Here is a 24,759-nt window from a genome sequence, read left to right as displayed (position 1 = left end):
AGCCAGCAGTGAGGGATTCCATGATCACCACCCAGCAGCCCGTCGTCCTGACCAGCAGCAGCATAGAAGCAACCGATGAGGAAGCCGTGGCGGCCAACGTCAGCGTGGTGGATGCCATGCACACGGCGCTCCTGGCCACCGATGAAATGTCGCCCGTTGCAGTCCGCAGCTACTACGTGGATTTTTACCTCACCCAGGCGCTGGAGGGCGGCTTCGCCCAGTACGCCTTCATGTCCGTTGACCGCAACGAGACGGACACCCTCATCCGGGAGGGCATGGCCGGCATGGGCGCCGCGGCGCACCTGGACCTGTTCAACCGCGCAGTGGATGCCTACGGGAACCTGTCCGAAGAGGACGCGGAGCACTACCTGGACGGGCCGCTGGATGACGACGACGAGGTGCCGGCCAGGGTCGTGGCCATGGAGGAGCTGGACGGCGAGTTCGAGGAACTGCTGGAGCGGGAGAACATCACCGCCCTTAACGCGGCGTGGCTGCGCGGCCAGGCGGACCTGCTGGTCCTCGACGACGAAGAGGTGGGCCCCTACATCCAGCAGCTCGCCGCCCAGATCCCGGACCTCCCGGAGCGCCAGGCCAGGGCGGCCGAGGAAGCGCTGGAGGACGCACCCGATTTCGAAATCATCATCCGTGAACTGTGCAGTATTGCCGGCTACGAGCTGGCCAGGATCACCATGGGCGACCCCAACTACATGCACGACGGCGAAAAGACCCTCGCGTGGTACTTCAGTACCGACCATGGCGACTTCCTCATGGTTGAGGAGGACGACGAAGCCTTCATGATCAATCCCGAAACCCAGGAGATCGTGGCGGCCGTGGAGTTCGAAGAGGCTGACGCCGGGCTGGTCGAAGCCTAGCCACCTAACCCGGGCCCTTCGCCCGCCTGGCCCGCATCCGCTGCAGCGCAACAGCGGATGCGGGCCTTTCCCGCCAAGGACGCGGCCCGCCGGCACTCCGGAAACCGGGGACTCCGGAAAAAGTTTCACAGCACCCGTAACCTTTCCGGACCGCCCGGCGATGTAGGAGGTGATGGGCCCACCGGCCCCGACCCGAAAGTCGCCAAGGTTTGGAGTGTTTTATGTCTTTGTTCACCGTTCTCGCCAGCAGTAAAGTCGCCGCCGGAGTCCTGGCAGCGGGCACCCTGGCCGTAGGTGGAACCGGCGCAGCCGCCGTTTCCGGCGTCCTCCCCACCGAAGCCCAGCAGACCGCCCACGAAATCTTCGGCGCTCCGGCCCCGAAGCTGGCCGCCAACGCCGCTTCCGAGGCCCTTGAAGGGGCCGCCGGCGCCACAGCGGACGCTGAGGCTGAAGACGTCAAGGCTGCCGCTGAGTCCACGGCGAAGGCCACCGCCTCCGCAGACGCCACTGCTTCCGCCGACGCCGACGCCAAGGCCGACGAAGACGGCGTTGCTGCCAAGGGCTCGGCTTCCGCCGCCGCCAACTCGGCAGTGGACGCCGCAGGTGCTGCAGCAATCGGCCTGTGCACCGCCTTCACCCACGGTGGCCTGAACTCTGCCTCCGAGGGCTTCTCCTCGCTGAAGCTCGCCGCCGAAGGCGAAGCCAACATCGACAGCTACTGCGCCGACGTCGCGGCCGACGCCGATGCCGCAGCAAAGGCTGCCGCATCCGCCAACGGTTCCGCCGCCGTCGACGCCCACCGCCCGGAACTCCCGGCCGTCCCCACCCTGCCTGCCGTTCCTGCCGTTCCCGCCGTCCCCGGCGTTGACGACGCCCCCAAGGTTCCCGCTGTGCCCGCAGTTCCCGCCGTTCCGGGCAACAGCGTAGACGTACCTTCCGTTTCCGCCCGCTAGCACCAGTTGGCTAGGGTGGACTGCGGGAACCGGCCTTTGCCGCCGGTCCCCGCAGTCCACCGCGGCTGGTAAGCCGCAGCCGGCCCAACGCGCCGGCAGCCTGCAGAACAAACCGGGAAAGGCGCGCGCACGCCGCGTCCCGGAATGGAGGAGCCGCTGGTGCTGGACACGTTGGCCCAAGCAGAAACCGAAGAATTCGAGAACACAGCCGGAGCAGATCCCGCTGTGTTGTTTGCTGCTGCCTACCGGTCCTTCGCCGGCCCGGTCCAGGGCTACCTCAAAGCGCGCGGCGTGGATGACCCTGAAGGTGTGACCCAGGACGTCTTCCTGGCTTTCTACCCCAGGATCGAAAGCCTCACGGGCGGCCTGCAGGGCGCAAAGTCATTGATCTTCTCCATCGCGCACGCCCGCATGGTGGACCACTACCGCCGGCTGGAGCGCAGGCCGCAGCTGACGCCCTACGATCCCCATGACGACGCCCGGACTTCTCCGTCCGCGGAGGAGCACGCGGTGGAACTCACAGGAGGGGCGGCCGCCATGCTCGACGGGCTGGCCGGCGAACACCAGGAAGTCCTGGCCCTCCGCATCGTGGCGGACCTGTCCATCGAACAGGTGGCCGCCATCATGGGCAAAAGCACCGGCGCCATCAAGCAGCTCCAGCGCAGGGCCCTCCAAAACCTCAAGGCACAGACGCTCAAAAGAAACCAGGCGAATCATGAGTGACACCGCAGGATCCCGCAGTGAAGGATTCGTTGACCAGCTGCTGCTCGAGGCAGACCTGGACGACGACGGCCAGCTCCGCCCCGCCCTTCTGCAGCTCCGCGCCCTTGGCGCCGACGTTCCCGAGCCCTCGGCCGCCGTCGCGGCGCTGCTCGAGCGTGCCCAGGCCGCCGGTTCCGCCGAAGCCACTGCGGCCCCGGCTGACCCCGCCGCGGTGGATTCCCACACCGTGGCCGATGACCCGCATGGCGCAACCGGCGCAAGCGACTCACCCGGCTCAAACGGCGACGAGCTTGCCGCGCGGCGCCGGGCGAAGCGCCGGGCCGCCCTTACTGCACTGACCCTGGGCGTCACCCTGACCGCCGGCGGCGCTGTTGCTGCCGCGTCCGATCAGGGCATCCGCGATTCGTTCACCCAGCTCAACCACGCCGTGACCTCCTTCGTGACGGGATCCGGGCCCACCGGACAACGGCAGGCACCCCTGCCGTCGGCGCAACCTGCGGACCCGGCTGTACCTGCGCCGGCCGCACCGGTGAGCCCGGCCGCGGTGCCCACGGCACCTGCGCCGGTTGAGGCACCTGCCGGGGCGCCGGCGTCGGACGCTCCCGCTGTTCCGGAAGGCGTCCAGTCCCCGGCCGTGACACCGGACAGGCCTGCGGGCGTGCCCGCGCCCGGATCGTTGCCCACGGCCGTTCCCACGGAGGTCACGGACAGGCTGCCCCAGCGGCCGCAGGTGCCACTGCCGGAAGTGCCGCAGCTTCCGCTGCCTACTACTCTTCCTGCAGCCCCCCATCAATAGGCGCCTGCAGCCCGTCTCCATGCCGGAGGCCTGTGCCCGCCGAACCAAAGGCTGATCGGCCCGCCGCTAATAGGCGGCGCCGCTGGCCGCCTGGATCATGCTGCCGGACGGGTCCGCCAGGTACCAGACGTTGTTGACGCCCTGGCCCAGGACATCGCCGGGTTTGGTGTCCTTGGCGAAGTAGTACAACGGCATTCCCTCAAGCGTTACCTGCTGCTTGCCGTCCGCTGTGGTGATGGTGCCCAGCTTCCCGGTCACGCCGTCCGCCGACGGCGTGGTGGATGTGGTGGTCAGCGGCGGCCACGCCTTCAGGCAGGCATCAGCGCATGCACTGGTCCCTGAGTCCTTGGTGTCCTTCGTGAAGAAATAGACGCTCATGCCCTTGGCGTCCACCACGATGGTGCCCGCACTGGAGGACGCTGTCTTAAGGTCGACGGCGGCACTTGGAGTGCCGGTGGAGGTGGCCGATGGCGAAGCGGACTCAGCAGGCGTCGCCGGGGCGCTGGCCGTGCCGGCCGGGGTGGAAGCCGGCGTTGTTCCGCTGGTTCCGCCGCAGGCGGCCAGTGCAGCAGTGAGGGCCAAAATGGCGAAACCTGCACCCAAACGGGATTTCATGGTTGCTCCTTTGCTGGTGCCCGGCATCGGACCACCGGACGCTAACCGGTATGACGCCGCCGGGTGAAGAATGGTTCAAGGCGGCAGGCAAACAGGGTAGGCCGGTGTGGTTGAACCTTTTGGCCGGAAACGGCGTCTGAATGGGCAAACAGCGGATCAACGCGGGCAGGAGGACGGGATGCCGCTCGACGAGGACGCGGTGGAGTCCCTCTACCGTGAACACGGCACGGCGCTGCGCCGGTTCGTGCTCAGCGCCTCGCGGGACCCGCAGCTGGCCGAGGACGTAGTGCAGGAAACCGTGCTGCGGGTCTGGCAGCAGGCGCCCGACATCAACGGCAGCATCCGCAGCTACCTCTACCGGACGGCCAGGAACATCATGATCGACAACTACCGCCGCGCCCAGCGCCGCCCCGCCGAAACGCTGGAGGGCGAGCCCGCCCGCCAGGCCGGGGTCATGGAGCGCGTGGACGGTCTGCTGAACCGGGTGCTGATCGAGGAGGCCCTCCTGCGACTCAGCAAGGAACACCGGGACGTCCTGGTGGCCCTGCACTACCGCCGCTTCACGGTCAACGAAGCCGCCGCCCAGCTCAACATCCCCACCGGCACCGTGAAGTCCCGCGCCTACTACGCCGTGCGGGCCCTGCGGACCATCCTGGATGAGATGGGGGTGGAACCATGACCGCGGACCCCCACCAGCTGCTGGGTGCCTACCTGTTGGGCGGGCTCGACGCCGGCGAGCGGGCGGTGTTCGAAGCCCACCTTGGGCGGTGCCGCGCCTGCCGGGACGAACTCGCCGGGCTGGAGACACTCCCTGCGCTGCTCGACGCGCTTCCCGTGCCGGACGCACTGGCCCTCACATCGGTTCCGGGTGCCACGATTCCAGGTGCCACGGAGCCGAATGCCGCAGAATCAAATGCCGCCGAGCTTGGTGCCACGCCGTCCGGTGCCAAGGAGTCCGGTGCCACGCCGTCCGGTGCCACTGAGCCCGGGCCTGCGGGGGAGCTGGCGGGCGCCCTGCCCACGGCCATCACCGGCCCCGCCGTGGACCGGGACGCCGCGTCGCAGCCGCTGTTGCACGAACTTGCGCGCCGGCGCCGGACGTTGCGGCGGCGGTGGGCGGCGCTCGCGGGGGCGGCCGCCGCTGCCTGCCTTGCGGTGGGCCTGGCCGTGGGGCCGCTGCTGGTGCGGGCGCCGCAGCCGGACGCCACTTACTCGGTGCAGTCCGGGGGCGGGCTGCAGTTCAGCATCGACCTGGCCCGGAAGACCTGGGGGACCGAACTGGCGGTGAACGGCAGCAGCCTGCCGTCCGACGGGACGCTGTCGCTGTGGGTCAGGGACCGCGACGGCGGCGAGGACCGCGCCTGCGCCTGGACGGCCACGCCCAGCGGCCGGGTCAAGGTCACCGGCGCCACGCCCATCCAGCTGGGCAGGATTTCCAGTGTGGAACTGCGGGACGGGACGCAGCAGGCGGTCGCCGTCATCACCGTTCCCTAGGCGGTGCCGCTGCGGAGTTCCCGGAACTCCGCCTGGAGACCGGCGTCCTCGCACGCCCGTGCGAACGCTTCGATCCGCTTCTCGATCTCCCGGCCCAGCAGCCAGGTGCCGATCTTTTCCATCAATGGCCGCAGCAGTGCCGGGCGGCAGGAAAAGGTGTACTTCCAGACTGCCCGGGTGCCGCCGTCGTCCGCCGTGAAACGCCAGCCCCCGCCGAAGTTCCCGAAGAACCAGGGGCCGGCCACCATGGTCATTCCCACATTCCGGGGCGGTGCGTAGGAGACGTACTCGCTGACCATCACCAGGCCCAGGCGGGACCGCGTCCGGGTCCGGACGCCTTTGCCGGCCTGGGCTGCACCGTCCAGGAATCCTTGCGCGGAGATGAACGGGTCCCATTTCAACCGGAAGGAACCAGTGGTCTGGGAGAAGGCGAAGGCCGTCTCCGGGTCGGTGCGGATATGGCGTTCAGCGCGTACCTGGGGCATGGTCCAACCCTAGCGACGCCGGCGGAGGCCTAAGCCGCGGCCGCGCCGGGCTGCCACAGGTCCTCGGGGCGGCCGTCCGCCCGTCCGCCGCCGGCAGCCTGGGATGGGTCCGGGAGGACTACCTGATCATCCGTGCGATCTTGGCCCGCACAATCATGTACGCGCCGTAGCAAATAAGCCCTGCGCCCACAGCCGCCAGGAGGTAGATTCCCATGGGCTGGTCCCGCAGGCCGCGCAGGCCGCCGTCCAGGCCTGTGGACTGCTCCGGATGGGATTGCCACGCGGCGATCGCGATCAGCAGCCCGGCCAGCAGCAGCACCGTCCCCTTGGCCACATAGCCGGCCACGCCCAGGACCGTGACGGCGGTCCTGGCGCTGGGGTTGGCGGGCATCACCAGGTGCTTTTCGAAGGATTTCCGCAGCCCGCGGATGGCATAGACGACGCCGGTGACGGCGATGGCGGTCCCCAGCAGTACCAGCAGGGCGACGCCGCCCGGGGCCTTCATCAGCGAGAACGTCAGGTCGCTGGCGGCTTTCCGGTTGTCATCATCGGACCCGGTACCCATGGCAAAGGACATCAGTGTCAGGGCCATGCCGGCGAACACCACTGCCTGCGCTGCGGCCTTGGCCTTGTTGGCGGCCTTTTGCTTGGCGGGAAGGTGGGTGTAGTCAAAGATCGCATCACTGGCCTGCCAGATGGCCAGGGCTGCGCAGGCGGCGAAGCTGGCCCACAGCAGGAACGGGCCCGCAGGCTGGGTGGCCAGCTCGGCCACGGCGCCGCTGAAGTCCGCGCTGCCGGTTCCACCGGTTGCAAGGCGGATGGCTATGGCCCCCACCAGGAGGTGCAGAATGCCGCTGGCCGCGAATCCCGCCCTGGCCAGCATTTCCAGTGCCCGTGAGTTGGTGACGGTTTCAGCCGCATCAGCGGCCTGCTTGAGTTCTCTTTTGATGGCAGTTCCTTTGTGCATGCGCCGGACGGCGGCGCTGTGGTTCACCAGTGTGCGTGCCCCACACAAGGTAATGGTGCCATGCGGGTCCGGATGATGGGGAGCGATCCCCATCGCCCCGGTCCGGTGGTTGTGCAACCATAAGCTTCAGCGATTCACACTCACCGCGAACCACCCGGGGGAACACCATGACTTTTTACGGCGCTGACGTCAGCCAGCTGCGGGCGCTGGCCAAGGCAGTGGACCAGGCCGCGTCCCTGCTGAGCAGCCGCGCAGGTTCGCTGCAGGGCCAGATCCAGGCCGCACCGTGGAAAGGTGCCGACGGCGCCCGTTTCCGGCAGGACTGGAGCTCCAGCCACCGGCCCAACCTGGAAAAGGTGGTCTCCAGCCTCCGGGCCAACTCCAAGATCCTGATGAAGCACGCGGACGAGCAGGAGAAGTCTTCCAACTCCTCCGGCGGAGGCGGCGGGGGCGGCACCTGGGACCGGATCAAGTCCCTGGCCGGGCAGGCGCGGGACTGGCTGCAGGAACAGGCCGCCGCAGCAGCGGCCGCCGCCGAACACCGCAAGGAACTTGAGTCCGGCCTCGACCGGATGCTCAACGCCAGCCCCGAAGAGCAGGCCAAGTGGTGGGCAGGCCTGTCCGAGGCGGACCGGAAGTACCTGATCCAGGGGGAAGGCGAGGACGGCCCGTTCGCCAAGGACCTCATGCGCATGGACGGCGGCATCCCCGAGTCCGCGCAGCAGCAGGCTAAGGAGCACCTGCAGGAACTGGCCAAGGCGGACATCCCGGTCTACACGGAGACCGGCAAAGCTTCCATCGAAGCGCGCGTCGCCTGGGTTCACGGCGGCGCCGAAGTGGGCACCGAGGTGGTGGAGAACGCGGACGGTTCGGCCACCATGAAGGTCTACGGAAACATGGGCCTGGGCGTCAATGACACCTCGGGCACGGCCGGCGTCACCCTGAGCGGCGAAGTCTCGCGGGAGTACACGTTCGGCAGCGTGGAGGAAGCCATGGCCGCGCGGGCGCAGATGTACAAGGACCTGCCCCCGGACAGCATCGGCGATATCAAGGACGTCGCCGGAAACCCGCCCGGCTACATTCTCGACACCATCAACGATGCCGCCGGCGACAACGGCTCTACCGGCCAGACGGACAAGGCCAAGGGCACGCTGTCCCTGGAGGCTGAGGGCGAGAGCGGGGCAGCCTCCGGTTCCGCCAAGCTGGACCTCTCCTACGAACGGAACCTCACGGACGGCACGGCGACCGCCAGCGGTGAAGTGTCAGCCCAGGGCAAGCTCAATCTGGACGGACGGACGTTCGAGGCCTCCGGCAAGGGCGGCCTGCAGGTCAACATGGACAAGGGCAACAACATCGATTCCGTGACGGTCTCGATGGAAGGCACTGTGGCGCAGGGCGTCACCGAGGGCACCGACGTGAAGGCAGCCAAGGTGGAATCCTCCGTGTCCGCCGGAACCCAGGGCACCGTGAAGATCAACGTTGACTACACCCCGGAGAACCGGGCGGTGGTGGACAGCTACCTGCGCAACGTGGCTCTCGGTAACGACTACGGTGCAGCGCGCGACGCCGCCAAGCTGTACGAGGCCGGCTCGGCCACCGTCCAGGTCAACAGCGTGGTGACTGCATCCAATGAGGCCGGCTTCGACGTGAAGGTGGGCGAGGTGGAGGTCAAGACCGAGAGTTCGGCCACCACTAACGTGTCCACGTACTATAAGGTCCCCAACGACACCAAGCTCGAGAGGCTCTGAACCCATGTCAGTGCACATCGAATCCCCGCTGGGGTTTACCGCAGACTTCCCGGAGTACACCCAGGTCCTGGATGATTCCAGCGCCGGTCCCAACACCGAGCAGTACGGCCTGCTGGGCGGTGTCCTGGTCACCGTCATCAAGGACGACAACTCGGTGGAGGACGCGCCGCAGGCCACCGGCTGGGCGCACCTGATGGCCGGGTTCTATCTTGAGGAGCGCGGCGGAACACTGCTGGCTGAAGGGGAGCTGGGCCTGCCGGGCAAGTCCGCCTATGCCGTAGTGGCGGGCTACAGCGACGCCCAGGGGTCACCCAAGGTGGCGGCGACAGTAGGCGTGCTGGAAAACGGCCGGTTCATCGGCGTCGTGGTGATCTGGCCCTACACCAGCCCTGAAGCGGAGCCCCGTTTGGACCTGCTCAAGGGCGTCGTCTCCGCCATCAGCGTCAGCTGAATCCTTCAGCCGGCGTGGTTGCAGCGAACGGGTGTCAGGCCTGCCGTCTGCGGTAGCAGAGATCGAAGATCAGCCGGCCGGCTTCGTGGGCCTTGGCCTCGAAGCTGGTCTTGATCCTTCCTTCGAACCGGGGAGCCCAGCCGCCGGTCTCATCCACGCCCTCGTTGGGGCCGGTGTGGCCGGTGCTGACCGGGGCGCGGCCCTCCCGGACGGGGGCGCCGCCCACCAGAGATTCGACGCCGGACTGCCACACCTGCGTCAACGGGCTCTCCGGTCCGCGGCGCTCGCCGGTGTGCAAATTCTCGAAGTCGGCGGACCCTGCCATCACGTCGCGGACGTGGATGGCGTAGTTGGACCAGTCGGTGGCAATCCGGAACAGCCCGCCGGGCTTCAGCGCACGGGCGGCCAGCCCGGCGAACTCGGGCTGGATAAGCCGGCGCTTGTGGTGCCGGGACTTGTGCCAGGGGTCCGGGAAGAAGACCCAGAGTTCATCGATGGAGCCCTCGGGCAGCATGGTGGCCAACACCTCGGGGGCGTTGGCCTCCACCACGCGGACGTTGGTCAGTCCCCGGCCGTTGATCTTGATGATGGTGTTCGCCAGGCCGGGCGTGTAGACCTCAACAGCCAGGAAATCCGTGTCCGGGTTCTGTTCGGCGGCGTGGCAGATGGCATCGCCCAGGCCTGAGCCGATTTCCACCACCAGCGGCGCCTTGCGGCCAAACTCCGCCTCGGCGTCGAACGTGTAGTCCGGGTGGACCGACGTGTTGGCGACGTGCCGGGGGACGTCCACCGCCCACCGTTCGGCATGCTCCTCCCAGGCGGCCTGGCGCCGGCCTTGGAGGCGGGTGCCGCGGCGCACGAAGCTGACCGGCCGGCCACCGTAGGTGCCGAAGGACGCCTGCGTTCCGGGCGTCACCGGCCTGGGGACATGCGGCTGCTGGGGGTTTTCGGGGGAATCGCTCATCCCTTCCAGAATACCGGCAGGCAACCCCGGCCGCCCTCCGGCCCGGCCCCGCCCTGCCCGGCCGTCGCCGCCCGTACACCTCCCCCGTCCGCCCGCGGCCGGATGGACCATGCGGGATCAGTAGAACAGCATGGGCACGTACCTCAGTGAGAGGACCAGGGCGATCACGAAGAGGACGCCGGACACCCAGAGTGATGCCACCGCCAGCCCCCAACCGCCCGATCGGCCCGTGGACTTCCGGATGACGGCTACAGCCAGCGGGACGGATACGAGCCAGCAGGTCAGGGGCAGGCTCAGGAAGACCAGCGGCGCCACCCAGGGCGCATGCGACGGGCCTTCATCCGGGTAGGTCATCAGCACGGCGATGAACGCCAAGGGAGCTGAAATGTAGAGTGTGGCCGGTGCGACGATGGCCAGAACCAGGCTGGCGATGGCCTTGCCGGAAACCCGCTGTCCGGGGACGGGCGGAATGGACTCTTGAAGGGGCTGCGCGCTCATGTTCTCCCTGCTGGGCCGGATCGGCCGGTAGTTGGCAGCGGACGGGGTGGAGGACTTCGTTTGGCAGTGGTCCGCGTCTCCAAACTAGGAAACTGCCTGCCGTCCCAAAAGCCACCGGCTCCCGTATGTGGATAACTTCCGGGTGCGGGTTGGCAGCGGCGGGTTGCGGGAACCCGGGCGGGGACCCGCCAGCGCCGGTGCTGCAAGAATGGGCGGGTGACGGAAGCGACGAATGCCGGGGCAAGGAAGCCGCGCCTGGAAGCGGTGACGGATCCCGCGCCACCCAAGGATTCCAGCGGGCTCATCGACGCCGAGGTTGATGAGGTGCCCGCCGCCGCACCCACCCGGGTGGGGAACCGCAGGCAGCTGGCCTACCTGGGACTGTGCCTGGTGCTCATCGGGCTGAACCTCCGCACCGTCTTCTCCAGTTTCTCGGCCGTGCTTCCCGAGATCACGGCACAGGCGTCCTTGCCCGGGTGGGCCATCGTGGTGCTGACCACCGTGCCGGTCACGCTGCTGGGGGTGTTCGCGCCGTTGGCCCCGGTGCTGGCGCGGAGGTTCGGCGCCGAACGCGTGCTGCTCGGTGCCATGGCCGTGCTGACCGCCGGGCTGCTGCTGCGCCCGGCAGACCCTGGACTTCCCGGCGGACACCTTCCCGGCCTCCTCGCCGGTACGGCGGCGTGTGGTGCGGCCATCGCCCTGTGCAACGTCCTGCTTCCCGGTCTGGTCAAACGCGACTTTCCGCACCGGCTGGGCCTGATGGGCGGGCTGTACACCACGGCCATCTGTGCCTCGGCCGCGCTGGGGGCCGGCTTTACCTACTCCGTCTACGCGGCAGCGGGGGAGTGGACTGTGGCGCTGTGGTTCTGGGCGCTGCCGGCCGCCGTCGTGCTTCTGCTCTTCTTCCCGGTGGCCCTGCGCCAGCATCCTGCCCGGCACCAGGCCGTGAGGGATGGCGTGAACGTGTGGCGGTCAGCGGTGGCCTGGCAGGTCACCATCTTCATGGTGCTGCAGGCCATGATGTCCTTCAGTGTGTTCGCCTGGCTGGCCCCCATCCTCCGGGAACGCGGCGTGGACGGCGCCACCGCCGGGCTGATCGTTTCGGTGAGCATCGTCCTGCAGATGCTGGGTTCGCTGTTCGCTCCCGCACTGGCGGCACGGTTCCGGGACCAGCGGGCCATTAACACGGTGGTGGCCCTGATGACCGGCGGGGGGTTCGCGCTGAGCATCTTCGGACCGCTGGACCTGGTCTGGGTCTGGGCAGGGCTGCTGGGGCTGGGGCAGGGGAGCCTCACAGCGGTGGCCCTCACCATGATCATGCTCCGCACCCGCGACGGGCACACCGCCGCGCACCTGTCCGGCATGATGCAGGGCGTCGGGTACGGCCTTGGGTCCACCGGGACCCTGATGGTGGGGCAGCTGCACCAGGGGACGGGGTCCTTTACAGCCGCCGGTGTCCTGTTCCTGGTGGTGGGGCTGCTGGCCGCAGTCTTCGGCTACCGCGCCGGCCGCGACCGGTACGTGGGGTAGGCGGCCGTGCGCGACTCCACCCTTCCCGCAACGCAGCCCACCGCCGGCATCCTCCAGCGCCCCTACCTGTGGGTCACTGTGGGGACCTGCGCGCTGGTGTTCCTGGCTGCCTTCGAATCGCTGGCGGTCACCACCATCATGCCGCTGGTCAGCCGCGAACTGGACGGCGCCAGCCTCTACGCCCTCGCCTTCGCCGGCCCATTGGCCACGGGAGTGATCGGCAACGTGGCCGCCGGCAACTGGTCCGACCGCCGCGGCCCCACCGTGCCCCTTTGCGCCTCCGTGGCCCTGTTCGTGGTGGGCCTCCTGATCGCGGGCACCGCCGTGTCCATGCCGATGCTGGTGGCCGGCCGGCTGGTCCAGGGCCTGGGTGGCGGCGCCCTGACAGTGGCGCTGTACGTCCTGGTGGCACGGATTTTTCCAGGCGCGCTGCACCCCAAGATCTTCGCGGCATTCTCCGCCGCCTGGGTGATCCCCTCCCTCGTCGGCCCCTTTGCCGCCGGCATCGTGGCGCAGGTCTTCAGCTGGCACTGGGTGTTCCTGGGCGTCGTGGGCCTCGTCATTCCGGCCCTGCTCATGATCGCCCCGGTGCTGAAGGGCCTGGACCGGCCGGAGGCGTCGGCACCTGCAACGCCCTGGGCCATCGGCCGGCTGGGCTGGGCGGCGCTCGCCGCCGTCGCGGTGCTGGGGCTGAACCTGTCCGCCGAGGTCCGGATCCAGGGCTTTCCGGCCGCCACCGCGGTCCTGGCCGTCGCCGCCGTCGCGCTTGCCCTGGCCGCCGTCCGGCCACTGGTTCCCCGCGGCACCCTCCTGGCCCGGCGCGGGCTGCCCAGCGTCATCCTGGCCCGCGGACTCGCTTCAGCCTCGTTCTTCGGTGCCGAGGTGTACCTGCCGTACCTGCTGATCGAACAGTATGGCTTCTCGCCCACGTTCGCCGGCCTCACCCTCACCGGCGGCGCCCTGGCCTGGGCGGGTGCCGCTGCCGTGCAGGGCCGCCTGGGCAACCGCCTGTCCCACTCCGGCGCGGTCCGGATCGGAGCGTTCATGGTCCTCGGCGCGGTGATCCTCGCACTGGCAACCACCGCGCTGCACTGGCCCGCCGCCGTCGCGATCGTGGGCTGGATCTTCGCCGGCGGCGGCATGGGCCTGCTCTATCCGCGGCTCAGCGTGATGACCCTTGCGCTGTCCACCAAGGACAATGAAGGCTTCAACTCCTCGGCCATGTCCATCTCCGATTCCCTCGGCGGGGCGCTGGCCCTGGCCACCACTGGCATCGTCTTCACGGCGTTCACGACGACGGCTGCCTCCTTCGCCGGGGTCTTCACCTTCGCTGCGCTGGTAGGCGTCGCCGCGGCGGTGGTGGCGCCGCGGGTCACCTCCAAAACCCCGTGAGTCTTTGTCCACGTGCAGCGGTTTAGGGACTGGCCAAGTGCCCGCAGTTGGACAAGAAGTCCGGCGCCTCAGGGGAGCCGGGTGGCCCGCAGCACGACGTCCGCGATGGTGGCGTGCTGGCCCTCCGGCCCCGTGACAGGGCGCTCCCGGCTGGTCAGCACTTCCATCTGCCAGCCCGGGCCCTCCAGCGACAGTTCCCGGACCAGGTCCGCGCCCGTGTAGAACATGTCCCCGTGGTGATGCCCGCCGCCCCACGGCGGCAGCCGGTCCGGGTGGTGCCCAACCACCAGGAGCGTCCCGCCGGGTTTCACGGCGGCTGCCGCGGTCCGCAGCGGAAGCCGCCAATCGAGATCCTCGGAGTGCAGGAACTGTGAGGTCACCAAATCGAACGCGCCATCAGGCTGCCACTGCTCCAGGTCGGCCTGCTGCCACGTGATGCGGCCCGCCGGCGCACCCTCCGCTGCCTGCACGCTTTCGCGCGCGAACACCGCTTTTTCGTGGGCCTGCGCCCGTTCCAGGGCAACCGCCGAGACGTCGACGGCGGTGACCGTCCAGCCGTGACGGGCCAGCCAGATGGCGTCGGCGCCTTCGCCGCAGCCCAGTTCCAGCGCATGTCCCGGCTTCAGGCCGCCGGCCTCTCGGACCAGCTGCGGGTTCGGGTTCCCGCTCCAGAGTTGCGTCCTGGTGCGGTACCGCTCGTCCCAGGCCGTGGCCGGGTCGATGGCTGCCCTGGTGGCGTCCCCTCCGCTGGAGGTGCCGTCGTCGTGCGTTTCATGGTGGTGCGGTGCGTGATCGCTCATGCCTCAACCCTGCCGTGTGGCACCCGGCACGGCAACGCCCTGAAGCGGTCGCGGTTGACGCCACTTAAACACCGGCGGTGCAAGGATGCTACGATGGTGGAACTTGATGTGCAGTGATGCCCTGGTAACCCTTCATTTAGGGACAGGGCTTTTTTCATGTGAGAGGCACATCCTGCGTCGATGAACGCGTTCCATTTGGTCCCGGCTGGCTGCCCCTTTATGCAGCAGAACGGTTGATCACCTGACTTTTCTTCGGCGAACCCCTGGTCCAACCGGCATCGGGGGCCGATATCCGCCTGGATACCGCCAGAAAGACCGTAAAAAACTACATGACTACTTTTGCTGCCCTCGGTACTCCCAAGGCCCTTGCAGACACCCTTACCGCCCAGGGAATCGTTGAACCGTTCCCCATTCAGGTGAAGACCCTTCCGGACACGCTGTCCGGCCGTGACGTCCTGGGCCGGGGCCGGACCGGATCCGGTAAAACCATCGCTTTCGCTATCCCGCTTGTAGCAAGACTCGCTGAGCGGGAAGCCAAGCACTTCCGCAAGCCCGGCCGCCCCATGGGCCTGGTCCTGGCACCCACCCGTGAACTGGCAACCCAGATCAACGCCACCATCGAGCCGCTGGCCAAGGCCGCCGGCCTGAACACCACCGTGATCTACGGCGGCATCTCCCAGGCCCGCCAGGAGAAGGCGCTGCGCGCCGGCGTCGACATCGTCATCGCCTGCCCCGGCCGCCTGGAGGACCTGATCCGCCAGCGCATCCTCAGCCTCGAGGCTGTGGAAATCACCGTCCTCGACGAGGCAGACCACATGGCGGACCTCGGCTTCCTGCCCGTGGTCAAGAAGCTCATGGACATGACCCCCAGCCAGGGCCAGCGCCTGCTCTTCTCCGCCACCCTGGACAACGGCGTGGACAAGATCGTCCAGCGCTACCTGTCCAACCCGCTGACCCACTCCGTGGATGATCCACAGGCCGCGGTGACCACCATGGAACACCACGTGCTGGTGGTGAATGACCAGACCGTCAAGAAGCAGCTGATCGTGGAGCTCGCCTCCGGCGCCGGCCGCCGCGTCCTCTTCATGCGGACCAAGCACCACGCCCGCAAGCTGGCCAAGACCCTCACCGATGCCGGTATCCCCGCCGTCGACCTGCACGGCAACCTCTCGCAGAACGCCCGTGACCGCAACCTGGCCGAATTCTCCAACGGTGACGTCCGCGTCCTGGTGGCCACGGACGTCGCCGCCCGCGGTGTGCACGTGGATGACGTAGAACTGGTCATCCACGTGGATCCGCCCACCGAGCACAAGGCATACCTGCACCGCTCGGGCCGTACCGCCCGCGCCGGTTCCGACGGCACCGTGGTCACGCTGACCCTGCCGGAGCAGCAGTCCGACGTGAAGAAGCTGATGAAGGCCGCCGGCGTTGAGGTCAGCTTCGAGCGCGTTACAGCCAACTCCCCGCTGGTCGCCGAGCTCGTGGGCGAAATGGCTGACAAGATCGATCCGCGGACCCGCGCTGCGCTGCTGGCCAAGAAGGCTGCGCAGCAGGGCGGCGGCACCTCCACCGGTGCCAACGCCGAACGCAAGCGTGCCCGCCGCCAGGCGTCTCCGTCGGCCGGTGGCCGTGGAGGCCGCGGCGGCAGGGGCAAGGTCTCCGCCGAACCCACCCGTACTGACGTCCCGCGCGCCCAGCGCCGCGCCGCTGCCTTCGAAGGCCGCACCGAGGCCCGGGCCGCCGTAGATGCCGTGCGGGAACAGAACGAGGACCGCTCCGTGGCGGCAGCAGCTGCCCGGCGCAATGCCCGGGGCCGTGGCACCGCCAGCACCCACCGCAACGACGTCCCCGCAGCAGGCGGCCGCGCAGCAGCCGGGCGCGGTTCGGACGGACGCTCTTCGGAGGGCCGCACCGATTCACGCATTACCCGCAGCGAGGCACCCCGCGGCGGCTCCGGCCGTCCCGCTTCGGGCGGCGGGCAGCGCAACGGGCGCCCGGCCACCGGCCAGCGTGCAGCAGCCGGTGCGTCCGGTGGCCGTGGCCAGCGTTCCGCCGGAGCAGCCGGCGGCGGTTCCAAGGCAGTCTGGTCCTCCAACACCGGCGGCACCTCGGGTGGTTCCTACAGCGCCGGCAACGGCGGCTCGAGCAACGGTTCCGGCCGTCCGGCGCGCAGCGGTCCCCGCCGCGCCTCCGCGCCTGCGTCGAACGAGCGCCGCGGCCGCTAATCCCCGCTAGCCCTAAAAACTACGGCGGTGGTTGAGCTTGTCGAAACCCGGTTTCGACAGCTCAACCACCGCTTTTTGTTTTACCAGCCGCGGGCGCGCCATTCCTCCAGGTGCGGCCGTTCGGCGCCCAGGGTTGTGGGCTTGCCGTGGCCGGGATGGACGACGGCGGTGTCCGGGTAGGTGCCGAACAGCCGCTCGGTGACGTCGTCCAGGAGTTGGGCGAACCGTTCCGGGTCCTTCTGGGTGTTGCCCACGCCGCCCGGAAACAGGGAGTCACCGGAGAAAATGTGCGCCGGCCCTTCAGGGTCCTCGTACACAAACGCGATGGAGCCCGGGGTGTGGCCGCGCAGGTGCACCGCCGTGACGTTGAAGCCGTCGAAGTTGCCCACGTCGCCGTGGCTGAGCCGGACGTCCACGGGAACGGGCAGCGCCTCGGCGTCGTCCGTTCCGGCGGCGGTGCGCGCCCCCGTAGCCTCCACCAGTTCCTTCAGCGCCCGGACGTGGTCCCAGTGCTGGTGCGTGGTGGCGATCAGCGCCAGCTTCGGTTCAGCCTTGGTGTCGGCGGCTCCGTCCGCGATGAGCTGCCGGATGGCCGGGAGGTCGTCGGCGGCGTCAATCAGCAGTTGGGCGCCGCTCTCCTTCGCCGTCAGCAGGTACACGTTGTTGTCCATCTCGCTGACGGAGATGCTGCGGATGGTCAGGGCCGGCAGGTCGTACAGAAGTGAGTCCATAGGCTTCAGTCTAGGGACGCCGGGTGCCCGGGGCGCCCTGCTGCATTACGGGTGCTGCAAGCCTTAAAGACCCAGCGGCAGGGTTTCGGAGTACACCTGCTTGGACGGCGGCGCGGCCAGGATCTCACCGAGGGAGCTCTTGCCCTCCGGAGTGGTGCGCCATGCGGCGTAGTCGTCGTGGTCCTGCGTGGTGGCCCAGGTTTCCACCACCAGGATGTGGCAGGGATCGGCGTCGTCCACCAGCGCCTCAATGCCCTGGTTGCCCGGCCAGGCGCGGGTGGCGGCGAGCGTTTCGGCCAGATACTTCGCGGCCTCATCCCGGCGCTCGGGATCGATCCGGACCTCAAAATGGACAATGGCGGGCATGGTGCTCCTTGGCTTGTGGGAGTAGGGCCGTTCCAGCCAACCCTACTGCCTGCAACCGGCGCAGGGACCGCTTTCTTCCCCTGCGAACGCGGGTGCAGACACGGGACTCCGGCCGTTGGCCGCGTCACGGGCCGCCGTGACCGGATTCATAAAAGTCTGCCCTTTAGTGGACGCGTTGATAGCGTCGAAAGCCAAGCCAGACTCAATGCGACGCCCGGCCTGATCTTCATTCGGTGTGCCCTCAGCGGCCCCGTACGCCCGGCGTCTGGACCGCAGCCTCAAAACTGGAACGGGATCTGATGAGCCAGAATGCAGTACCGCCCGTGGACACCACGGGTCCTGAGAAAGAAGAACGAAAGCCACCCGCGAACGGCGGAAATACCAACCACAGCGCCGGCCCGGCGGCCAAAACCCGGGTCAACAAGACAGTCTTCCTGGGCTCCGCCACCGGCGTGGTGGCTATCGCCCTGTGGGCCATCATGGCCAAGGACAACGCGGAGGCGGTCATCGGGGCCATGGTGGGCTGGGTGTCCACCAACATGGGGTGGTACTACTTCATGATCGTCACCGCCGTGGTCATCTTCGTCCTGGTGGCCGCCCTCTCCCGGGTGGGAAAGACGAAGCTCGGGCCGGACCACTCCAAACCACAGTTCGGCATGTTCACCTGGGCGGCCATGCTGTTTGCCGCCGGCATAGGCATCGACCTGATGTTCTTCTCCGTGTCTGAACCGGTGAGCCAGTACCTGGCCCCGCCGCAGGGCGAGGGCGGAACCGCGGAGGCCGCCCGCCAGGCGCTGGTGTGGACGCTGTTCCACTACGGCATCACAGGCTGGGCGCTGTACGCCCTCATGGGGCTCGCGCTGGGCTACTTCTCCTACCGGCACAACCTGCCGCTGAGCATCCGCTCCGCCCTCTACCCCATCTTCGGCAAGAAGATCGAGGGCCCAGTAGGGCACGCGGTGGACATCGCGGCCCTCCTTGGCACCATCTTCGGGATCGCCACGTCACTGGGCATCGGCGTCGTCCAGCTCAACTACGGGCTGAACTTCATGTTCGGCATTCCGGAGGACCTGGCCGTGCAGATCGGCCTGATCGTCCTGTCCGTAGTGATGGCTACCGTGTCCGTGGTTTCCGGCGTCGAGAAGGGAATCCGGCGGCTCTCCGAGCTCAACGTGATCCTGGCCGTCGCCCTGATGCTTTTCGTCCTGGTCACCGGTAAGACCAGCTTCCTGCTGGACGGGATCGCCCAAAACATCGGTGACGTTATGAGCCGGTTCCCCGCGATGACCCTGGACACGTTCGCCTATGACCGGCCCACGGACTGGATGAACGCCTGGACCCTGTTCTTCTGGGCCTGGTGGATCGCCTGGGCACCGTTCGTCGGCCTGTTCCTGGCCCGCATTTCCCGCGGCCGCACCATCCGCCAGTTCGTCCTGGGCACCATGACCGTGCCGTTCATCTTCATCGTGCTGTGGATCTCCATCTTTGGAAACTCCAGCCTCGACCTGATCATGAACGGCAACGCGGCGTTCGGCGAGGCGGCCATGAGCCACCCGGAACGCGGCTTCTACAGCCTGCTGGAACAGTTCCCCGCCGTGCCCGTCACCGCCGCGGTGGCCACGTTCACCGGGTTGCTCTTCTACGTGACCTCGGCCGATTCCGGCGCCCTGGTGATGTCCAACTTCACCTCGCACCTCAAGGATGCCGATTCCGACGGCCCCGAGTGGATGCGCGTCTTCTGGGCAGTGGCCACCGGCCTGCTGACCCTGGCCATGCTGACGGTGGGTGGTGTTCCCACGCTGCAGAACGCGACCATCATCATGGGACTGCCGCTCTCGCTGCTGCTGGTGCTGATCATGCTGGGGCTCTACAAGGCGCTGCGGGTGGAGAACTCGCTCAACGACAGCTACCGCGCCAGCCTGCCTGGCATCATTACCGGCCGGTCCCTGGACCAGCGGGGCGGACGGACCTGGCGGCAGCGGCTCAGCCGCGCCATGAGCTACCCGGGCCGCAAACAGACAACGCGCTTCGCCGAAACCGTGGCCCTGCCGGCCCTGAAGGATGTCGAGGCGGAGCTCAAGTCCCAGGGTGCCGAGACGTCCCTGACCGTAACCACCGTGGAGCCGTGCGGCATCAACAGCATCGACCTGCAGCTGGCCATGGGGGAGGAACGGGCGTTCAAGTACCAGATCTACCCGGTCCAGTATGAGACGCCCAGCTACGCCACCCGCCGTGCCGATCCGGAAGACCGCTACTACCGGATGGAGGTGTTCTCGCAGGAGGGCAGCCACGGCTACGACCTCATGGGGTACACCCGCGAGCAGGTCATCACCGATGTGCTGGACCACTATGAGCAGCACCTTGAATTCCTGCACCTGAACCGTGCAGCACCCGGAAACACCGTCCTGGTCGAGGACCAGGTGGCCAAAGACAATTGGGAATCAGACTTCGACATGCAGGAGGAAACGAAATGAACGCCTCAACGCTATTCATCGGCGGCACGTGGACCGGAGCGTCCGACGCCGGCACGCGGGACATTCACTGCCCGGCGGACGGCGAGCTGGTGGGCACCGTCGCCGAAGGGACGGCTGACGACGCCGGCCGTGCGGTACTGGCTGCACGTTCTGCCTTCGATGCCGGCGAGTGGTCCGGGAAGTCTCCGCTGGAGCGCGGCTCTTTCCTGCTCAAGGTGGCTGCCCGGCTGCGCGAGCGCAAGGACGAGTTTGCCCGGGCCGAAACGCTGGACACGGGCAAGCGCCTGGTGGAAAGCGAGATCGACATGGACGACATCGCCAACTGCTTCGAATACTTCGGCAAGCTCGCCGGGCAGGAATCCGGCCGCCTGGTGGATGCCGGCAGCCCCATGGTGGTCAGCCGCATCGAGTACGAGCCCGTGGGCGTCTGCTCCCTGATCGCGCCCTGGAACTACCCGCTGCTGCAGGCGGCGTGGAAGATCGCCCCGGCGCTGGCGGCAGGCTGCAGCTTCGTCCTCAAGCCCAGCGAACTGACGCCGCACACGTCCATCCTCATGATGGAAGTCCTCCAGGAGCTGGGGCTGCCCGACGGCGTCGCCAACCTGGTACTGGGCGACGGCAAGACCGTGGGCTCCGTCCTGTCCAGCCACCCGGACGTGGACCTGGTCTCCTTCACCGGCGGCCTGGAAACAGGCAAGGTGATTGCTGCCTCGGCGGCCGCCTCGGTCAAGAAGGTCGCCTTGGAACTGGGCGGCAAGAACCCCAACATCGTCTTCGCGGACGCTGATTTCGACGCCGCCCTGGACAACGCCCTCAACGCGGCATTCGTCCACTCCGGCCAGGTCTGCTCCGCCGGTGCCCGCCTGATCGTGGAGGAATCCATTGCGGAGAAGTTCGTCGATGAGCTGGTACGCCGCGCGGGCCAGATCCGCCTGGGTGGCCCGTTCGACGCCGACGCCGAGACCGGCCCGCTGATTTCCGCAGCCCACCGGGACAAGGTCACCGCCTACGTGGACAAGGGCGTTGCAGAGGGCGCCCGCCTGCGCTGCGGCGGCGCATGGGGAACCGGGGACCTGGAAAAGGGCTTCTACTACCTGCCCACCGTCCTGGACCAGGTCACCAGCGGAATGTCCGTCCTGGTGGACGAGGCGTTCGGGCCCGTGGTGACGGTGGAAACCTTCACCAGCGAAGCCGAGGCCGTGAAGCTCGGCAATGACACCCACTACGGCCTCGCCGGGGCTGTCTGGTCACAGGACGCCGGGAAATCCCAGCGGGTGGCCCGGGCCCTCCGCCACGGCACCATCTGGATCAACGATTTCCACCCCTACCTGCCGCAGGCGGAATGGGGCGGCTTCGGGCAGTCCGGCGTCGGCCGTGAACTGGGCCCCACCGGCCTGGCCGAGTACCAGGAAGCCAAGCACGTCTACCAGAACATCGATCCGCAGGTCACCGGCTGGTTCGCGGACCACGCCGCCGCACCTGCAGGGGGGAACTGATTATGAGCGCAGCAGCAAAGACAGACTTCGACTACATCGTGATCGGCGGCGGCTCCGCCGGGGCGGCAGTGGCCTCCCGGCTCAGCGAGGACCCCTCGCTGGAGGTTGCCCTGGTGGAAGCCGGCCCGGACGACAGGGACCTGCCCGAGATCCTGCAGCTGGACCGCTGGATGGAACTGCTGGAATCCGGCTACGACTGGGACTACCCCATCGAAGAGCAGGAAAACGGCAACTCCTTCATGCGCCACGCCCGGGCCAAGGTGATGGGCGGCTGCTCCAGCCACAACTCCTGCATCGCCTTCTGGGCGCCCCGCGAGGACATCGACGAGTGGGAGCAGAAGTTCGGTGCCACAGGCTGGACCTCGGACCTGGCCTACCGCCTGTACAAGCAGCTGGAAACCAACGAGGACGCCGGCCCGGACGCACCGCACCACGGCGATTCGGGACCGGTGCACCTGATGAACGTCCCGGCGTCGGACCCCACGGGCCGGGCCATGCTGGAAGCCTGCGAACAGGCAGGAATCCCCAAGGCGCACTTCAACACCGGCGACACGGTGATCAACGGTGCCGGCTTCTTCCAGATCAACCGCCGCGCGGACGGCACCAGGTCCTCCAGTTCCGTGTCCTACATCCACCCCATCATGGACCGGAAGAACTTCACCCTCCTGACCGGCCTGCGCGCCAAGGAGCTTACGTTCGACGACGCCAACCGCTGCACCGGCGTGGCCGTGGTGGACAACGCCTTCGCCAAGACCCACCAGCTCACCGCCCGCGCCGAAGTGGTGGTGTCCACCGGTGCCATCGATTCGCCCAAGCTGCTGATGCTCTCCGGCATCGGCCCGGCGGCCCAGCTGGAGGAGTTCGGCATCCCCGTCCGGGTGGATTCACCCGGCGTGGGCGAGCACCTGCAGGACCACCCCGAGGGCGTCATCCAGTGGGAAGCCAGGCAGCCCATGACGCAGACGTCCACCCAGTGGTGGGAGGCGGGCATCTTCACCACCACCGAGGACGGCCTGGACCGCCCCGACCTGATGTTCCACTACGGGTCCGTACCGTTCGACATGCACACCCTGCGCCAGGGCTTCCCCACCACGGAGAACGGCTTCTGCCTCACGCCCAACGTCACGCACGCCCGCAGCCGCGGCACCGTGAAGCTCCGCAGCAAGGACTTCCGCGACAAGCCCAAGGTGGACCCCCGCTACTTCACCGACCCCGAGGGCCACGACATGCGCGTCATGGTGGCCGGCATCCGGAAGGCCCGTGAGATCGCGGCCCAGCCGGCGCTGTCGGAGTGGGTGGGAACCGAGCTGTACCCCGGTGCCGACATCCAGAGCGATGAGCAGATCACCGAGTACATCCGTAAAACCCACAACACCGTCTACCACCCGGCGGGGACGGTACGCATGGGCGCGACCGGGGACCGGATGTCACCCCTGGATCCCGAACTCCGGGTCAAGGGCGTCACCGGCCTGCGCGTGGCGGACGCTTCCGTCATGCCGGAGCTGACCACCGTGAACCCGAACATCACCACCATGATGATCGGCGAGCGGTGTGCCGAACTGGTCCGGGCGGCCCGCACAGCCTGATTCGCCGCTGGAATTCCCCGGCTTTGGCGGGGCGGATGGAAGGTACGACGGCGTGTCCCCGGGACACGCCGTCGGCCTGCCTCAAAGGTGGGGAAACCCAGCGGGTGCTGCCGGAATGACTGCCCGGAAACGGGGTGGTCAGCGCCAGGGGATGATATGGCTGGCAGCGTGGCGGGTGGACCGGATCAGGACCGCGTTGGCCTCGTCGGGACCGTTGGCCCAGGCTTCCGCGGCCTCGGGCGGCATCCCGAATGAGACGTGCCGGGCCACCAGCCGGCTGATCCGCAGCTCGTGGGGTGTCTCCAGGAACCACACCTCGTCAAGCTGCGCCCGGATCTCCTTCCACGGTTCCTGATCGGCCAGCAGGTAGTTGCCCTCGGTGATCACCAGCGGAACATCGGCCGGCACCGCAATGGACGCCGCCACCGGCTCGTCAAGGGTGCGCCGGAATTCAGGGGCGTAGACCACTGCCTCATCCCTTGCCGCCAGGCGGCGGAGCAGCGAAAGATACCCGCCGGCGTCAAACGTGTCCATGGCGCCCTTCCGCGCCCGCAGCGGCGTGCCGTCGATGACGGCGTTCCCCAGGTGGAAGCCGTCCATGGGCACCACCACCGCCGTGCCGGCGCCGAATTCCTCTTGCAGCCTGGCGGCGAGGGTGGATTTTCCGGAACCGGGCGCCCCGGCGATGCCCAGGATGGTGCGCGTTCCCGGGTCCAGCCGGCGCCGGAGCGCGTCAACAGCCTGGGCGAGCTCGGGGGAATCCATGGCAACAGCCTAAGGGCTGTGGCCAGGCAGCACGTTAGTCGCTTGTGGCTTCGGAAGGCGCGGGAGCCGGCTGATTCTTTCCGGTGGGCAGCGCCTTAAGCCCGGCGGCGCAGCCCACAATCCCGGCGATGAACAGCAGCTTCAGTACGCTGAAGGGTTCCACGCCGGTGGCCATCGCCCAGCCCACGGTCAGGGCGGCACCGATGCCCACCCAGATGGCATACGCGGTGCCCAGCGGGATGGACCGGATGGCCATGCCCAGGCCCAGCATGCTGAGCGTGGCGGTGACCAGGAAGACCATCGTGGGCAGCGGCTTGCTGAAGCCGTCGGACAAGCCGAGCGCGGTGGCCCAGACCGCTTCGAGGACGGCTGACGCCAGGAGCACCAGCCACGGAGCTGAACGCTTCAACATCACGCCACCACCTTCAGGCCCACCACGCACGCTGCGATGCCGGTCAGCAGGAGCAGGCGCGCCGCCGTCGGGCGTTCAACCTTGCTGGCCATCGCGTAGGCGGACGTCAGCACCACGCCGACGCCCACCCACACCGCATAGGCGGTGCCGGTGGGGATGGTTTGCATGGCGAGGGCCAGGCCGCCGGTGCTGGCGGCGACGGACACCAGGAAGAGGATGGAGGGGGCAATGCGGCGTTTGCCGGATGCCTGCGCTGCGCGGTGCAGGGCTGCGGCCCAGACTGCTTCCAGCGCCCCGGAGAGAACCAGGATTAACCACGACATGACAGATCCTTTGGCCAGTCTTGTCGCGTGCCGGGTACTGAACCGTCGTCCGGAGGCTCGGGTGCGGAGCCTTGGTTTCCAACATAGCAACGT

At 68.1% G+C, this 24,759-nt stretch carries 25 protein-coding genes and 1 riboswitch; of the genes, 14 read left to right on the top strand and 11 right to left on the bottom strand.

The features are described 5' to 3' along the window. Positions 1–20 precede the first annotated feature (20 nt). The 4 genes from ACHL_RS17610 (at position 21) to ACHL_RS17595 (ending at position 3,344) form a co-directional block, all read left to right on the top strand. Positions 21–872 (top strand): DMP19 family protein, encoded by an 852-nt coding sequence (locus ACHL_RS17610; protein ID WP_015938665.1) that lies wholly within the window; start codon positions 21–23, stop codon positions 870–872. A 221-nt stretch (positions 873–1,093) separates the two neighbouring features. Continuing rightward, positions 1,094–1,825 carry a hypothetical protein gene (locus ACHL_RS17605; RefSeq protein WP_015938664.1) on the top strand — a complete coding sequence of 244 codons (732 nt, stop codon included), beginning with the start codon at positions 1,094–1,096 and terminating at the stop codon, positions 1,823–1,825. Positions 1,826–1,969: 144 nt separating this feature from the next. Beyond that, a complete protein-coding gene (locus ACHL_RS17600) occupies positions 1,970–2,548 on the top strand; it encodes an RNA polymerase sigma factor (protein ID WP_043794207.1) in 579 nt (192 codons plus the stop codon). Next, entirely contained in the window at positions 2,541–3,344 is an 804-nt protein-coding gene (locus ACHL_RS17595) for a hypothetical protein (RefSeq protein WP_015938662.1), read from the top strand. Before ACHL_RS17600 ends, ACHL_RS17595 begins: the two co-directional genes overlap by 8 nt. Positions 3,345–3,410: 66 nt before the next feature. Here ACHL_RS17595 and ACHL_RS17590 read toward each other — a convergent pair whose 3' ends face one another. After that, positions 3,411–3,959, bottom strand: a complete 549-nt coding sequence (locus tag ACHL_RS17590) for a COG4315 family predicted lipoprotein (protein ID WP_015938661.1) — start codon at positions 3,957–3,959, stop codon at positions 3,411–3,413. A 178-nt stretch (positions 3,960–4,137) separates the two neighbouring features. On the opposite strand from ACHL_RS17590, the gene ACHL_RS17585 reads away from it, so the two are divergent. Further along, positions 4,138–4,638 carry a sigma-70 family RNA polymerase sigma factor gene (locus ACHL_RS17585; protein WP_015938660.1) on the top strand — a complete coding sequence of 167 codons (501 nt, stop codon included), beginning with the start codon at positions 4,138–4,140 and terminating at the stop codon, positions 4,636–4,638. Continuing rightward, positions 4,635–5,453 (top strand): anti-sigma factor family protein, encoded by an 819-nt coding sequence (locus ACHL_RS17580; protein WP_015938659.1) that lies wholly within the window; start codon positions 4,635–4,637, stop codon positions 5,451–5,453. Before ACHL_RS17585 ends, ACHL_RS17580 begins: the two co-directional genes overlap by 4 nt. Here ACHL_RS17580 and ACHL_RS17575 read toward each other — a convergent pair. Together ACHL_RS17575 and ACHL_RS17570 are read right to left on the bottom strand one after the other, a co-directional pair. Continuing rightward, the gene (locus tag ACHL_RS17575; protein ID WP_015938658.1) at positions 5,450–5,938 is read right to left on the bottom strand and encodes an SRPBCC family protein; all 489 of its coding nucleotides are present in this window, start codon (positions 5,936–5,938) and stop codon (positions 5,450–5,452) included. The two genes, ACHL_RS17580 and ACHL_RS17575, sit on opposite strands and share 4 nt — an antisense overlap. Positions 5,939–6,056: 118 nt before the next feature. Then, positions 6,057–6,905, bottom strand: a complete 849-nt coding sequence (locus ACHL_RS17570; protein WP_015938657.1) for a DUF1206 domain-containing protein — start codon at positions 6,903–6,905, stop codon at positions 6,057–6,059. Positions 6,906–7,072: 167 nt separating this feature from the next. Here ACHL_RS17570 and ACHL_RS17565 point away from each other — a divergent pair, with 167 nt between their 5' ends. Both ACHL_RS17565 and ACHL_RS17560 read left to right on the top strand, forming a co-directional pair. Continuing rightward, on the top strand, positions 7,073–8,653 hold the full coding sequence (locus ACHL_RS17565; RefSeq protein ID WP_015938656.1) for a fimbrial protein: 1,581 nt from the start codon (positions 7,073–7,075) through the stop codon (positions 8,651–8,653). Between the two features lie 4 nt (positions 8,654–8,657). After that, complete coding sequence (locus ACHL_RS17560) at positions 8,658–9,104, top strand: hypothetical protein (protein WP_015938655.1); 447 nt, start codon at positions 8,658–8,660, stop codon at positions 9,102–9,104. A gap of 34 nt (positions 9,105–9,138) precedes the next feature. Here the strand turns inward: ACHL_RS17560 and trmB are convergent, their stop codons facing one another. Together trmB and ACHL_RS17550 are read right to left on the bottom strand one after the other, a co-directional pair. Continuing rightward, positions 9,139–10,068: a tRNA (guanosine(46)-N7)-methyltransferase TrmB gene (gene trmB / locus ACHL_RS17555; protein ID WP_043794203.1), complete on the bottom strand. Its 930-nt coding sequence runs from the start codon at positions 10,066–10,068 to the stop codon at positions 9,139–9,141. A gap of 117 nt (positions 10,069–10,185) precedes the next feature. After that, on the bottom strand, positions 10,186–10,566 hold the full coding sequence (locus tag ACHL_RS17550; protein ID WP_015938653.1) for a hypothetical protein: 381 nt from the start codon (positions 10,564–10,566) through the stop codon (positions 10,186–10,188). A gap of 216 nt (positions 10,567–10,782) precedes the next feature. On the opposite strand from ACHL_RS17550, the gene ACHL_RS17545 reads away from it, so the two are divergent. Together ACHL_RS17545 and ACHL_RS17540 are read left to right on the top strand one after the other, a co-directional pair. Beyond that, complete coding sequence (locus ACHL_RS17545) at positions 10,783–12,096, top strand: CynX/NimT family MFS transporter (RefSeq protein WP_015938652.1); 1,314 nt, start codon at positions 10,783–10,785, stop codon at positions 12,094–12,096. A 6-nt stretch (positions 12,097–12,102) separates the two neighbouring features. Then, entirely contained in the window at positions 12,103–13,488 is a 1,386-nt protein-coding gene (locus ACHL_RS17540) for an MFS transporter (RefSeq protein ID WP_015938651.1), read from the top strand. Positions 13,489–13,556: 68 nt separating this feature from the next. On the opposite strand, the gene ACHL_RS17535 is transcribed toward ACHL_RS17540, so the two are convergent. Continuing rightward, positions 13,557–14,288, bottom strand: a complete 732-nt coding sequence (locus ACHL_RS17535) for an SAM-dependent methyltransferase (RefSeq protein ID WP_015938650.1) — start codon at positions 14,286–14,288, stop codon at positions 13,557–13,559. Positions 14,289–14,617: 329 nt separating this feature from the next. Here ACHL_RS17535 and ACHL_RS17530 point away from each other — a divergent pair, with 329 nt between their 5' ends. Continuing rightward, entirely contained in the window at positions 14,618–16,513 is a 1,896-nt protein-coding gene (locus tag ACHL_RS17530; RefSeq protein WP_015938649.1) for a DEAD/DEAH box helicase, read from the top strand. 80 nt (positions 16,514–16,593) lie between these two features. Here ACHL_RS17530 and ACHL_RS17525 read toward each other — a convergent pair whose 3' ends face one another. Together ACHL_RS17525 and ACHL_RS17520 are read right to left on the bottom strand one after the other, a co-directional pair. Then, on the bottom strand, positions 16,594–17,244 hold the full coding sequence (locus ACHL_RS17525; protein ID WP_015938648.1) for an MBL fold metallo-hydrolase: 651 nt from the start codon (positions 17,242–17,244) through the stop codon (positions 16,594–16,596). Between the two features lie 63 nt (positions 17,245–17,307). Beyond that, on the bottom strand, positions 17,308–17,610 hold the full coding sequence (locus ACHL_RS17520; protein ID WP_015938647.1) for a putative quinol monooxygenase: 303 nt from the start codon (positions 17,608–17,610) through the stop codon (positions 17,308–17,310). Between the two features lie 299 nt (positions 17,611–17,909). Here ACHL_RS17520 and betT point away from each other — a divergent pair, with 299 nt between their 5' ends. Genes betT through ACHL_RS17505 form a run of 3 tightly spaced genes read left to right on the top strand, consistent with a single transcriptional unit; the run spans position 17,910 to position 23,166 of the window. Then, positions 17,910–20,084: a choline BCCT transporter BetT gene (gene betT / locus ACHL_RS17515; protein WP_015938646.1), complete on the top strand. Its 2,175-nt coding sequence runs from the start codon at positions 17,910–17,912 to the stop codon at positions 20,082–20,084. Continuing rightward, positions 20,081–21,580 carry an aldehyde dehydrogenase family protein gene (locus ACHL_RS17510; RefSeq protein WP_015938645.1) on the top strand — a complete coding sequence of 500 codons (1,500 nt, stop codon included), beginning with the start codon at positions 20,081–20,083 and terminating at the stop codon, positions 21,578–21,580. The genes betT and ACHL_RS17510 overlap by 4 nt, the downstream gene beginning before the upstream one ends. Before the next feature lie 2 nt (positions 21,581–21,582). Further along, entirely contained in the window at positions 21,583–23,166 is a 1,584-nt protein-coding gene (locus tag ACHL_RS17505) for a GMC family oxidoreductase (RefSeq protein ID WP_015938644.1), read from the top strand. A 138-nt stretch (positions 23,167–23,304) separates the two neighbouring features. On the opposite strand, the gene ACHL_RS17500 is transcribed toward ACHL_RS17505, so the two are convergent. From ACHL_RS17500 to ACHL_RS17490, 3 genes are read right to left on the bottom strand one after another with little or no spacing between them, the layout of a single operon-like run. After that, the gene (locus ACHL_RS17500; protein ID WP_015938643.1) at positions 23,305–23,931 is read right to left on the bottom strand and encodes a nucleoside/nucleotide kinase family protein; all 627 of its coding nucleotides are present in this window, start codon (positions 23,929–23,931) and stop codon (positions 23,305–23,307) included. Positions 23,932–23,965: 34 nt separating this feature from the next. Continuing rightward, on the bottom strand, positions 23,966–24,343 hold the full coding sequence (locus tag ACHL_RS17495; protein ID WP_015938642.1) for a DMT family transporter: 378 nt from the start codon (positions 24,341–24,343) through the stop codon (positions 23,966–23,968). Then, the gene (locus ACHL_RS17490) at positions 24,343–24,666 is read right to left on the bottom strand and encodes a DMT family transporter (protein ID WP_015938641.1); all 324 of its coding nucleotides are present in this window, start codon (positions 24,664–24,666) and stop codon (positions 24,343–24,345) included. The genes ACHL_RS17495 and ACHL_RS17490 overlap by 1 nt, the downstream gene beginning before the upstream one ends. A 9-nt stretch (positions 24,667–24,675) precedes the next feature. Further along, positions 24,676–24,741: riboswitch (guanidine-III (ykkC-III) riboswitch) on the bottom strand. Between the last annotated feature and the right edge of the window lie 18 nt (positions 24,742–24,759).

The organism is Pseudarthrobacter chlorophenolicus A6, assembly GCF_000022025.1.
GTDB lineage: Bacteria > Actinomycetota > Actinomycetes > Actinomycetales > Micrococcaceae > Arthrobacter > Arthrobacter chlorophenolicus.
This window is presented reverse-complemented; position numbering and strand designations above follow the sequence as displayed.